The sequence below is a fragment of the Corynebacterium freneyi genome (assembly GCF_030408835.1).
Lineage (GTDB): Bacteria > Actinomycetota > Actinomycetes > Mycobacteriales > Mycobacteriaceae > Corynebacterium > Corynebacterium freneyi.
Window position 1 is genome coordinate 2,148,134 of the sequence record NZ_CP047357.1, and the last position, 12,149, is coordinate 2,160,282.

Below are 12,149 nucleotides of genomic sequence, written 5' to 3' on the forward strand. Positions count from 1 at the left end.
ATAAAGTCGACGCCGTGAAGACATCCCGCCTCAACACCACCGTGAAACCGCTCCTGGCGACGCTCGCGATCATCCCGCTGATGATCACGGGCTGCGGGAGCGGACAGTCCGAGCCACAGACCGTCACGGAGACGGTCAAGGAGATTCCCCCCGTAACCGAGACGGTCACGGAGACGGCTACCGAGACGGCCGAAGAGACGACGCCGAGCCCCACCCAGGCCACGACGCAAACGGAAACCAGTAACCCCAGGGTCAATCCCGTCGGCACGACGGGCGATCCGAGCAATGGTTTCCGCGTGTTGGAGGGCTACGTAATCGAAAGTTGCGACACCTCCGGCAACTACCAGAACGGAATGACCTACTTCACGAACGGCGAGACCGGCTTCACTACCTACTGCGCCAACCAATAACCCCCGAGATGACCTAGAGAGGACCTATTGATGTCAGAAAACATCACGAAGACCGAAGTGCTCAAGCGCATTGGCATGACCCAGAACTCAGCGCAGGAACTTGGCGCAAACCTCGCCCGGTACGTCTACGCATACTTTGACCCGCAGGACTGGGCGGACCGAATCGATGCCCATGAGGACGTTGAGAGCTTCGACGAAAGCCTCGACAACGCTCCAGCTCCTTTCTACGTAGGAATTGGCGTCGGCGATCGTTTTGCGGCGCACATCGACGAAGCGCGCAACGGAATGGAAGGCGCCAAGCGCGAAAAGATCCGTGAGCTCATCGCCGATGGTTCCGCTCCCGATATTCGATTTCTCGCATACGGACTGCCCACTGACGACGAGGAGTCCGTCTCCGGTCGAACTGCAGTGAGGACGATCGAAACGGTGCTGCTCAACTTGTACGGAGTCGAGTACCGCGGAAGCGAAGCCACCAGCCGCGAAAGTTTCGATGACCGGATGGGATACCCGCGGTCGTTGACGAATCGAGCCGGATCCTCGATTGAGGTGCCCTCGGGCTCGCTGCCCGTCGTCTCCGGTGAGATGCGGGGCCTGAACGAGCTCGAGATCAATTCGGTCGAGTCCATCGTCGAGGAGATTCAGGAAGAGTGGGGTATCGAGAACGTCCTTTTCATCGGCATCTCCGGCTCGTACTCTCCCCGGGCAAACATTGACCAGTTGCGGTCGATCACCTGCGAATGGTGGAACTTGCGGGACACTCCTCTGCAGAACGAGAAGTTCGTCGTCCTCGGCTGGTCGCGTGACAACCATCGCGAGTGGCAGGACAATAACGGGAACTGGTCCCGGTCCATTCCGGTCATCCGTGCGGCGTTCGTCGTGGATGCAGGCGAGGTGGAAGAGAGCCTCCATGGAGACCGCGTGAGCTTCACGCACCGCGCGAACTTCGACTCCGATCTCTGGAGCAGCTACGTCGGCACCGCACTCGATCGCACCACCAATCAGATGCAGGGCCAGAAGTGGGGTGTCCCGAAGACGGAGAGCAGGGCCGACTTGTCGTCCATTCGCTTCTGTGACGCCGATGTCGAAGAAGAGTAACGATCGGCTACTCGGTCTCCGCCTGTAATCCTTCCGCTAGAACAGCTCCTTCCCCTTCTGCCTGAGCCGCAGGACGGGGTTGGTGGAGGCCGGCCCCAGTCGAATCGCCCGTCCCGAAAGGAGACGGGCGATTCGCATATCATCCTCCGTTGGTGCCTGGTCGGACACGGTCATCGTCGGCAGCCAACCATTGTCCGGGTTCTCCGGGCCCATCTCGATCAGCCGCTCCCCCTCGGCGTCGATCAGCCAGCCGCGCCCCGCGAAGTACTTGGCACGCGGTCCAGCCTCCGCGCTCAACCGCGTCCACGAATCCTCGTCGACCCGGAAAACATACGGGCACCAGCCATACCTCGACGGCACCAAGTACCGCGCCCCCGGCTGCAGCGACCAGTATCCGCGCGCGGAACTCCACACGCGGTCGGGTCCGTCGACGAGCGACATTCCAATTCGCGTACGCGGGTAGCCCCTCTTCGGAGGCGTCTGATCCTGCGGCCCCAGGTCATTCTCCAGGTCCCATTCCGGCTCTTCAGGATTTAGAGTGCGTTGATCTTGGTGTGCAGCTGTCCGGAGTGGATCAAGGATCGCAAGATGTAGTGCCCGAGGTTCTTGAACCCCAGAGCGATGCCGCGCAGATGCTCCAGGCGCCCGTTGATCGCCTCGACGGGCCCGTTGGACGCGCCGATATCGAAATACGCCAGCACGTCCTTCTGGCGCCGGTACAGCGTGTTTCCCAGCTGCTTAATCTCCTCTAACCCCTTCGGCATCGTCGATGAACGCAGCGTGCTGATCACCTTCTGCATCAGCTTCTTGCCCTCGGCTTTCTTCGGGTACTGATAGGCGGCGATGATCTGCTGATACACCGACCACGTCACCTCCAAAGCCACGTAGTCTTCGTCGGTGGCCCACAGTTGCTCGAGTCGCCGATGCTGTCGATCAGTGAGGAAGTCAATCCTGGTCAACAGGGTTTTCCGGTTCTTATACAACGGATCGTTTTTCTTGCCCCGCCGCCCGGTGGTCATCCGCTGCAGGCGCTGCCGGCACACGGTCAACTTGTCGGCGGCCAGGTGCACCACGTGAAAGGGATCCATCACCGCCTGCGCCCGCGGCAGGGCCTGTTTGGTGGCGGTGGCGTAGCCGGCAAACCCATCCATCGTGACAACCTCGACCCGGTCGCGAAAGCCCTGCCCACGCTGGCCGAGCCAATCGCTCAGTACCGCGGCGCTACGACCCGGGACCATGTCCAGCAACCGGGCCGGTCCGGCGCCGTCGATGACGGGGGTGATGTCGACGAGCACGGTGACGAACGAGTCCGGCTCACCGGCCCGGTGGGTGTGCTTCCACACGTGCTCGTCCACGCCCAGCACGCGTACCCCGGCAAGGTGGCCGGGGTCGTCATAGACCAGGTGCCGGCAGGCATCCAGGGCGAGGTCGTTGACCAGGTCCCAGCCCAAGCCCAGGGCTTTGGCGGTGGCGGAGATACTCATTTTGTCGATCGCCAACCGTTGCAGAATCCAGCGGGTCACCCGGCGAGTGACGGTGCGCCCGCGTTCGGCGCAGGCCAGTTCGCCCTGGTAGATCCGCTGGGTACAGGACTGATTCAGGCACAGGAACCGCGGCACGCGTACCTGCAACCTGGTGGGGAAGCCGACGACGGGAAGATCGGTCAGCCGGCGCACGACGTGATCACGCAGCCGGCCTGTGTGTCCGCAGCCCGGGCACTTGTCGCAGGAGTCGATGGGACGAGCACTGATGACCGTGAACTCGCCGGCATCCGCGGCATCGGTGATCGTTAATCCCAGCTCCGCGGTGCGGCAAATGGTGTCGGCGACGAGGTTGAACGTAGGCTGCATCGTAGGGTCCTGGTTCGGTCAGATGGTTGTGTGGTAACTCTCATCTTGTACCGGCCAGGGCCCCTACATGTTGTGCCACCCCGACATATCACTTCCCGCTAATTACGCACTCCAGATCCGGATGAGCCCCCATTCCTCCGCAAGGAACTGACCGGCCCAGCTTTCCGTCGACGAACGGTAAGACGACGGTTTTTCCACCCCCTCCGGAATCACCCTCACGATGTCCGGCGAAACGATGAGCGGCGGCCCCATCCGGAACAACAACGCCGTATGCCCGGCCGGCAACGAATCGTGCACCGTTTTGCGGTCCAGGGCGGCGTCGGAAAGCAACTCACCGAGCACGTGCCGGGCGGTGTGCATTTCGCGCACGCGGTCAGGAGCGGGTGCGTCCTCGTAATCCGCAACATGCGCCAACAACAGCAGTTCCTGCAGATCACCGGGGTCGACGGCGGCGGACAGATCCGCGGCCCCGATCTTGTTGCCCGGCGCTGGCACGTCATAACCGCCGATCCGCGCAATCCGCCGCAACAACGCCGGCGCCACCGGCACCCTATTGTTCAATCCGTGAATCTGCGCCGCAGTCAACGATTCGGGTGCCATGCCCCAACGTTAAATCAACCACCACCCGAAGTGGTGGGAGCCCGCATTCCCACATTCCCCGTGGCTTAGGCTTTTCCAAGTACAACCCCACCGCCGGTTCCGCGCTTTCCGCGATTTCCTCGCCTTCCGCGATCTCCGGCGTGTGCCGTCGCCACCGCGCCGCCCGCGGGGCCCTGCCTGAGGAGCCCGAATGCCTCCGCTCGCCGCCACGATCGTCAAAGCCCCACTGCGACGATCACCCCGGCATACCGGCGACGGGAAAGCACGGACGGCGAAGGCGTCTACCCAAATCCGCAGCGTCATCGCAGTACTCGCGGCCCTGCCCCTGGCCCTGACCGCCTGCTCCCCCGCCGACTCACTGCCACTCGATGGCGCCGGAGCCGACGGCGCCCGCGTCATCCGCACGAGCCTGGGCAACCCGGACGGTCCCCTCTACCCGTCCGACTCCGGTTCGGTGGAGCAGATTGTCCTGGTCAAGCAGATTTTCGCGGGCCTGACGCGCCACGCGCCCGACGGCGGCACGGTGCTCGACGACGCCGAGTCGATCGAGCCGAACGACGACTTCACCCGTTGGGACATCACCATCCGCGACGGCCGCCGATTCGCGGACGGCTCCCCCGTCACCGCCGACTCCTACATCCGCGCGTGGAACGACGCCGCCTACGGCCCGAATCTGCGCCTCCAGCGCAACTACCTGGAGCCCATCGTCGGCTTCGACGCAATGGACGGCGACGAGCCCACCTCCGAGCTGTCCGGACTGACCCGCACGGGCGATCTCACCTTCACGGTCGAGCTCACCGACCCCATGTCGACGTTCGCGGACGTGCTTGCCAGCGTCGCGTTCAAACCGCTGCCGGACGCCGCCTTCGACGATCCGGAAGGCTTCGGCATGCGGCCCATCGGCAACGGCCCGTACCGCTTGGCCGATGCGCCCGACGCCTGGCGCCAGGGCCGCGACATCAACCTGGTGCCCAACGAGGAGTACCGCGGCGATCTGGTCCCCGACAACGCCGGCCTGACCTTCGTCTTCCACCGTTCGGCCGACGCCGCCTACGCGGACCTGCGCTCCGGCGCCATCGACATCCTGCCGGGCGTCCCGAGCACCGTCCCGGTCGCCGAGCATTTCCCCGACACCCGCTCGTCGGGCCCGGGCTTCGGCATGCGATCCCTGGTCATCCCCGTCGACCAGGCGGGATTCACCGGCGAGGAGGGCCGCCTGCGCCGGCGGGCCCTGTCCCTGGCGATCGACCGTCCCCTCATCGTCGATCGGCTTTACGACGGCCTCGCCGTCCCCGCATCCGGCCCCGCACCCCAGGCAACCCGTGATTCCGGCGCCCCGATCCCCGGCGCGGAGGTGCTCGGCCACGACCCCGAACGTGCCCGGGAGCTATGGCGCGAGGCCGACGAGATCGCCGAGTGGGAGGGGCCCTTCCCCATCCACTTCCCCGGCACCGGCGATGACCGTGCGTGGATCGAGGCCGTGGTCGCGCAGATCGAAAGCACGCTGGGCATCGACGCCATCGCAAAGCCCCTGCCCACCTCCGCCGCATTCGGTGAACTGTCCCGTTCCGGGAAGTACGTCGGGGCGGCGCGGGGCTCCCTCGAACCCACGCTGCCCCTGGCGTCGCAGCACCTTTTGCCGGCGTTCGGCACCGACGGCCCGCTGAACCGCTCCGGGTACTCGAATGCGGAGGTCGATGCGCTGCTCGCCGAAGCCGGCCGCGCCGACGACCCGCGTGAACTGCACCGGCGGATTTCCGGGATCATCCTGCGGGACCTGCCCGTCATCCCGTTGTGGACCGTCGACGAATCGGTCGCCTGGTCCGCCGAACTCTACGGCGTCATCGTCGGCTGGGACGGGTTCCCCGAGTACGCGAAACTCCGGTAGCCCCTGCGTGAACGGGCCCTGTTCGTACGGGCCCTGCTCGAACAGCCCCCTACTTGAACAGGCGGCGGCCCTTCTGCCGCAGGCGCAGGACGGAGTTCGTCGACGACGCGCCGAGCCGGATCGTCTGGCCGGCGACGGCGCGGGCCACCCGCATGTCCTCCTCCGACGCGGGAATCGTGTCGGGCCCGTCGGGATCGATCGTCGGGTAGTACGGGCTCTCCCGCTTGGCCTCCGGAGTCTCCTCGATCTCCCTGATGGGGACCAGCCGACCGTGGTCCGGGTCGATGAGCCACGCCTTCCGCGCGAAGTACCGTTCGGGCTTCGCCCGCTGCTTCGACCTCGACTCCGAATCAGCGCCGTGGGCATCGTCCGCATCGGCATCGTCGTCGGCTCCGACCGAGAGCCAATCGTCGTCATCGACGCGGAACACGTACGGGCACCACCCGAACCGGGAGGGCACGACGTAGCGGGTGTCCGGCTTCAGCCGCCAGTAACCGCGCGCGGACGACCACACCGCCTCCGGCCCATCCGCCAGCGACATGCCGATGCGCACGCGCGGATACGGACGGGCGTCGTACGGGTCATTCGGGTCGCGGAACCCGTAACCGCCGTTGTCGCCCGCATCGAGCCAGTCCACGTGCTCGGAATCGAACATCCGCCAGGCGACGTCGTTGCGGCGCTCCTGCTCCGCGTCGCCCTTCAGTCCGCGGGCGAGATCGTCGGTGGGCACGAACTCCTTCGCGGATTCGCCGCGCGGTCGCACCGGGCCCATCCGCAGCAGGACGACCGTTTCGGTCGACGGCAACAAATCATGGACTTCGTGGCGCGACCGCGCGCGCCCGGAGAATAAATCCGCCAGAACGCGCCTGGCCATGTGCATCTCACGGCGGCGGAACTCCGACGGTTCCTCCTCGTAGCTGGCCAGCTGCGACAGCAGCATCAGCTCGATCAGGTCGGTGTAATCGATGGCGTCGGTCAGATCGACGCCCTTCATCCGCGCGCCGACGGCGGGCTTGTCGTAGTCGGCGACGGTGGCCACGCGACGCAGCAGCTCCGGCGACAGGGTCACGCGGTTGTTGATCGCCTGCAGCTGCGCGGCGGTCGGAAATTCCGCGATCTCTCGTCCGTTCACGTACCGTCCCGTGCCTTCATCCTGATCCGTCATAACCCGCAACATACCCGCTCCACAGGCACCCGTGGCCGCCGCCGGGCCCCTGTTCCCGACGCCGCTCGGGGCATGGCACGTATCGTCGTTCACCAAGAACCAGTCCGGCACGGAAGGACGACCCCATGGCCATCCCGTTCATCGCCCCGACGACCGACCGTTTCACTCACCTGCTGTTTCATCCGCGCGAGCGGGTGGTCGACTGGTTCGCGCGGCCCGGCGCGGTGCGCCGCCTGACGCCGGGGCTGTTGCCGATGACGCCGGTGGAGGAGGCCGCCAATCTCCGCGACGGCACGACGGTGTTCGACATGCCGGCGGGCCTGTCGTGGCGGGCGAAGCATGATCGCGGGGAGTACGTCGCCGGTCATCGTTTCGCCGATTACGTGGCCAACCAACCCTTCCGCCGCATGCTCGGTTGGCGCCACGTCCACCGTTTCGAGGACGTCCGCGGTCCCGGCGAGGATCACCCCGATTGGTGGACCAACGTCGTCGACGAGGTCACCTCCCGCGTGCCGCGCCGCACCATCGCGGGCGTCTTCGCCTACCGGGCGGCGGTTCTCGAGGGCGACTTCGCGGCCGCCGACAGGCTGGCGTCGGCCTTGGCTTCTTCGCGTGACGACGGCCCGCCGACCACCTCGGGCGGCCGCGAACACCCGGTGCGCCCGCATCCCCACAACGCGCTGCCCCGCAAGATCATCGCGGTGACGGGCGCATCGGGCACCGTGGGTTCGATGCTCTGCGCGCTGCTGTCGACCTCCGGCCATGACGTCGTGAAGCTGACGCGAACCTCCTCCACCGAGCCGAACACCCGCACGTGGGATCCGGAGGCCCCGGCCGGCGACCTTCTCGACGGCATCGACGTGCTCATCCACCTCGCCGGAGCGCCGATCGCCGGGCGTTTCACCGACAAGCACCTGGCCAAAGTCCGCGATTCCCGCGTCGGGCCGAGCCGGAAGCTCGCCGAACTGGCGGCGGCGTCACAGGTGGAGGCGGTCGTTTCGGCCTCGGCCGTCGGTTATTACGGAGCGGACCGAGGCACGGAACTTCTCGACGAGTCGGCGCCCCCGGGGTCCGGCCCGCTCGCCGACATCGTTCGGGATTGGGAAGCCGCGTGGGCTCCGGCGCGGGAAGCCGGCATCCGGGTCACGTGCGTGCGCACCGGGCTGGTGCAGGCCGGCGGCGGTGGCCTGTTGCCGATCCTGGCCGGCATCACCTCCACCGGGCTGGGCGGAACGCTCGGCGACGGCGGACAGTGGTTCCCGTGGATCGCCCTGGACGATCTCCTCGACATCTACCATCGCGCCGCCCTCGACCCGAGCCTGGAGGGGCCGGTCAACGCTGTCGCGCCGGGTGGCGTCGACAATGCCGAATACACGCGGACGCTGGCCTCGGTGCTCCGACGCCCGGCCGCGATCCCCGTGCCGAAGGTCGCCCCCTCGCTGGTGCTGGGCGGCCGCGGCGCCGAGGAGCTGGCCTTCGCCAACCAGCGGGCTATCCCCGCCGCACTGCAGGCGGTGGGCCACGAATTCCGCTTCCCGGACCTGAAGAAGGCATTGCGCCACGAGCTGCTGCGGGCGGAGTGAGCACCGCAGCGGAGACCCCAGATCACGGCACGACGGCGGACGTGTCCCGTGCGGTGGTCGGGCCGTCGTAAAGCATGCGTTTTTCGGACACGTCGTTTGGACGGTGGCACGACCCAGCGAATCGGCGCATCCTGGATGCCATGTATCCGGACGTCTACGCAGCCGACCCGAACCACCACGACGCCATGCCCCACCGCCGAGCGGGCGCCTCCGGCCTGAAGCTGCCGGAGATCTCGCTGGGACTGTGGCACAACTTCGGCGACGACCGCCCCTTCGACGGCATGCGCGCCATCGTGCGCCGCGCCTTCGACAGGGGCGTCACCCACTTCGACCTGGCCAACAACTACGGCCCGCCGCCCGGTTCGGCGGAGGAGAACTTCGGCCGCATCGTGGCCAAGGACCTGGCGCCCTACCGCGACGAATTCACCGTCACCAGCAAGGCCGGCTGGTGGATGCAGCAGGGCCCGCATGGGTTCGGCGGTTCCCGGAAGTACCTCGTGGCCAGCTGTGATGCGTCGCTTAGCCGCATGGGCCTGGACTACGTCGACGTGTTCTACCACCACCGCCCCGACCCGGACACGCCGCTGGAGGAGACGATGGCGGCGCTGGATTTCATCGTCCGGTCGGGCCGGGCCCTCTACGCGGGCATTTCCAGCTACTCGCCGGCGACGACGCGGCGCGCGCAGGCCATCGCCCGTGACCTGGGCACGCCGCTGGTGCTGCATCAGCCCAGCTACTCGATGTTCAACCGCTGGATCGAGCGCCCCGGCGACGACGGTTCCCCGGCGCTTCTCGACGTCGCGGCCGAGGAGGGCATCGGCGTCGTCGCGTTTTCCGCGCTCGCGCAGGGACTGCTCACCGACCGGTATCTGGACGGCGTTCCGGAGCATTCGCGCCTGGGCGACGGGAAGATGAACGCGGACTTCCTCACCGACGACACCCTCGCCGCGATCCGAGCGCTCAACGGCATCGCCGCCGACCGCGGTCAGTCGCTGGCGCAGATGGCGATCTCCTGGGTGCTGCGCCGCCCCGAGGTCACCTCGGCGCTCATCGGCGCCAGCTCGGTGGCCCAGCTCGACGCGAACCTCGACGCCGCCGACGCCGAGCCCTTCACCGACGACCAGCTCCGCGCCATCGACGAATGGGCGGTCGACCGGGGCATCAACCAGTGGGAGGGCGCGACGAAGTCGGTGCGCGACTGACGCGCACACAATCCTGCATTGCGGGCAAACTTGCACGGGGTGTATATTTGCACCTCATGGAAGCGAACATGACAGCGGACTGCGGCCTGCGCGAACTCAAGCGCCGCCGCACCCGACGCGGAATCGAGGACGCGGCGCTCACCCTCATCGCCGACCGCGGATACGACGACGTCACCGTCGAAGACATCTGCACCGCCGCCGAGGTCAGCCGCCGTACCTTCTTCAATTACTTCTCGTCGAAGGACCACGCGATCTTCGGCCGCGGGCTGGTCGAGTTCGGCGATGCCGAAGCACGGGCGTTTTCCGACGCCGCGGCACGGCCCGGCGCGACCCCGTACTCGGCGCTGCTCGACGTCGTCGAAACCGCCATCGCCAGCCCTTCGCTGGAAGACGACGACCTTCCCCCCGACGAACGCTCCGAACGACACCGGCGCATGCGCAGGTTGCGGCGGGAGATCATCAACTCCACGCCGAACATGCTCATGGTGTCGATGGCCAGCCGGGCCGCGACGATGCGGCGGATGCGCGGCGCCGTCGCCGATCACCTGGAGGCCCACCCGGAGGCGCGGACCATGCCGGACCTCGGCGCCGACGAGGAAGCCGGGCTGATCACGGGCCTCATCCGCGAGGCCGTGTGGCTCGCCGTCTCCCACGACCGCATCGGCGCCGACGGGTCCCCCATCCACGACGCCGCACGCCTCGTCACCCGATTCGCGAAGGAGTTGAACGCGTGAACCCGACACCCGAATCCGCGAACACCGCCACCACCCCGAGCGGTGAGTCCGCCATGCCCGCGGCAGCCTCCACCGGGGCCTCCGCCGGCACATCCGCCGCAGTCGCCGACCACGCCCGGGTCGTCGAGAGCAACCGCGGCAACCTGGGGCTCATCCTTGCCGCGCTGATCCTGTCGATGCTCATGAGCTCGCTGGGCCAGATGATCTTCTCCACCGCCCTGCCGACCATCGTCGGTGAACTCGGCGGCGTCGAGCACATGTCGTGGGTGATCACCGGCTTCCTGCTGGCGCAGACCATCGCCCTGCCCATCGTCGGCAAGCTCGGCGACATGATCGGCCGCAAGGGCCTGTTCCTCTTCGGCATCTCCATGTTCATCGCAGGCTCCATCATGGGCGCGTTGGCGCAGGACATGACCCTGCTGATCATCGGTCGGGCCGTCCAGGGCCTCGCCGCCGGCACGCTGATGGTGTCGTCGCAGGCGATCATGGCCGAGGTCGTCTCCGCCCGCGAACGCGGCAAGTACATGGGCCTGTTCGGCGCCACCTTCGGCCTCAGCTCCGTGCTCGGCCCGGTCCTCGGCGGCTGGTTCACCGACGGCCCCGGCTGGCGTTGGGGCCTGTGGATCAACGTCCCGCTGGGCCTCGTCGCCCTCATCGCCGCCTGGCGCTACCTGCGCCTGCCCAAGCGCCCCACCACCGGCGACTTCGACTGGGCCGGCACCGCGTTGATGATCATCGCCACGTCGTCGCTGATCCTCATGTCCACCTGGGGCGGCACCCAATACCCGTGGGGTTCCCCGATGATCATCTCCCTCATCGCCGTGTCCATCGTGGCCTGGTGCCTGTTCGTGGTCGTCGAAAAGCGCGCGAAGAACCCCCTGGTGCCGATGGCCCTGTTCGCCAACCGCAACTTCGTGCTGACCACCCTGGCCGGCTTCGCCATGGGCGTCGGCATGTTCGGCACGATGGCCTACCTGCCCACGTACCTGCAGATGGTCCACGGCATGTCCCCCACCGTCGCCGGCCTGATGATGATCCCCATGATGGTGGGCATGCTCGGCACGTCCATCACCGTCGGCTGGATCATCAGCCGCACCGGCCACTACAAGTGGTACCCCGTCGTCGGCATGGCGCTCGTCGCCGCCGCACTGGGCCTGATGTCCACCCTGACCCCCGACACGTCGACCGCGGTCATCGGCGGCAACCTGTTCCTCATGGGCTTCGGCCTGGGCCTGGTCATGCAGGTGCTGGTGCTCATCGTGCAGAACTCGTTCCCCGTCCGCGTCGTCGGCACCGCGACCGCCACGAACAACTTCTTCCGCCAGATCGGCGGCGCCGTCGGATCCTCCGTCGTCGGCGCGATCTTCATCCACCGCATGCGCGACCTGCTGGCCCAGCGCATGCCCGTCGACGGCGCCTTCTCCCACGGGTCCGCGTCGACCCTGACGCCGGCGATCCTCGACACCCTGCCCGACCCCATCCGCGACGTGGTCGTCAGCAGCTACAACGACGGCTTCACGCCGGTGCTGCTCATGCTCGTGCCGCTCATGGCCGCCGCCGCGATCATCCTGGCCTTCGTCCGCGAGGACAAGCTCAAGGAGACCGTGGAGTAACCCCCGCCC

Annotated in this window: 11 protein-coding genes; 7 read left to right on the forward strand and 4 right to left on the reverse strand. The window is 67.1% G+C overall.

Going from position 1 to position 12,149, the window contains the following annotated elements; translation table 11 throughout:
* Positions 1 to 14: 14 nt before the first annotated feature.
* Positions 15 to 410 carry a hypothetical protein gene (locus tag CFREN_RS09550; RefSeq protein ID WP_156968785.1) on the forward strand — a complete coding sequence of 132 codons (396 nt, stop codon included), beginning with the start codon at positions 15 to 17 and terminating at the stop codon, positions 408 to 410.
* Positions 411 to 440: 30 nt separating this feature from the next.
* Entirely contained in the window at positions 441 to 1,505 is a 1,065-nt protein-coding gene (locus CFREN_RS09555; RefSeq protein WP_209652297.1) for a GIY-YIG nuclease family protein, read from the forward strand.
* A 36-nt stretch (positions 1,506 to 1,541) separates the two neighbouring features.
* On the opposite strand, the gene CFREN_RS09560 is transcribed toward CFREN_RS09555, so the two are convergent.
* The 3 genes from CFREN_RS09560 to CFREN_RS09570 all read right to left on the reverse strand — a co-directional run bounded on the left by CFREN_RS09560 (position 1,542) and on the right by CFREN_RS09570 (position 3,955).
* Positions 1,542 to 1,946 carry a hypothetical protein gene (locus tag CFREN_RS09560; protein ID WP_209652295.1) on the reverse strand — a complete coding sequence of 135 codons (405 nt, stop codon included), beginning with the start codon at positions 1,944 to 1,946 and terminating at the stop codon, positions 1,542 to 1,544.
* 92 nt (positions 1,947 to 2,038) lie between these two features.
* The gene (locus CFREN_RS09565; protein ID WP_209651995.1) at positions 2,039 to 3,355 is read right to left on the reverse strand and encodes an ISL3 family transposase; all 1,317 of its coding nucleotides are present in this window, start codon (positions 3,353 to 3,355) and stop codon (positions 2,039 to 2,041) included.
* A 102-nt stretch (positions 3,356 to 3,457) separates the two neighbouring features.
* Positions 3,458 to 3,955: a hypothetical protein gene (locus tag CFREN_RS09570; protein ID WP_209652293.1), complete on the reverse strand. Its 498-nt coding sequence runs from the start codon at positions 3,953 to 3,955 to the stop codon at positions 3,458 to 3,460.
* 190 nt (positions 3,956 to 4,145) lie between these two features.
* Between CFREN_RS09570 and CFREN_RS09575 the strand changes: the two genes are divergently transcribed.
* Positions 4,146 to 5,843 (forward strand): ABC transporter substrate-binding protein, encoded by a 1,698-nt coding sequence (locus tag CFREN_RS09575; RefSeq protein ID WP_209652291.1) that lies wholly within the window; start codon positions 4,146 to 4,148, stop codon positions 5,841 to 5,843.
* Positions 5,844 to 5,892: 49 nt separating this feature from the next.
* Here the strand turns inward: CFREN_RS09575 and CFREN_RS09580 are convergent, their stop codons facing one another.
* Positions 5,893 to 6,975 carry a hypothetical protein gene (locus CFREN_RS09580; protein WP_209652289.1) on the reverse strand — a complete coding sequence of 361 codons (1,083 nt, stop codon included), beginning with the start codon at positions 6,973 to 6,975 and terminating at the stop codon, positions 5,893 to 5,895.
* Positions 6,976 to 7,133: 158 nt separating this feature from the next.
* Here CFREN_RS09580 and CFREN_RS09585 point away from each other — a divergent pair, with 158 nt between their 5' ends.
* From CFREN_RS09585 to CFREN_RS09600, 4 genes are all read left to right on the forward strand, one after another.
* Positions 7,134 to 8,591, forward strand: a complete 1,458-nt coding sequence (locus CFREN_RS09585) for a TIGR01777 family oxidoreductase (RefSeq protein ID WP_209652287.1) — start codon at positions 7,134 to 7,136, stop codon at positions 8,589 to 8,591.
* Between the two features lie 140 nt (positions 8,592 to 8,731).
* Complete coding sequence (locus tag CFREN_RS09590; protein WP_224370228.1) at positions 8,732 to 9,793, forward strand: aldo/keto reductase; 1,062 nt, start codon at positions 8,732 to 8,734, stop codon at positions 9,791 to 9,793.
* 68 nt (positions 9,794 to 9,861) lie between these two features.
* A complete protein-coding gene (locus CFREN_RS09595) occupies positions 9,862 to 10,527 on the forward strand; it encodes a helix-turn-helix domain-containing protein (RefSeq protein ID WP_209652285.1) in 666 nt (221 codons plus the stop codon).
* A gap of 53 nt (positions 10,528 to 10,580) precedes the next feature.
* Positions 10,581 to 12,140, forward strand: a complete 1,560-nt coding sequence (locus CFREN_RS09600; RefSeq protein ID WP_209654561.1) for an MDR family MFS transporter — start codon at positions 10,581 to 10,583, stop codon at positions 12,138 to 12,140.
* Positions 12,141 to 12,149: the final 9 nt, after the last annotated feature.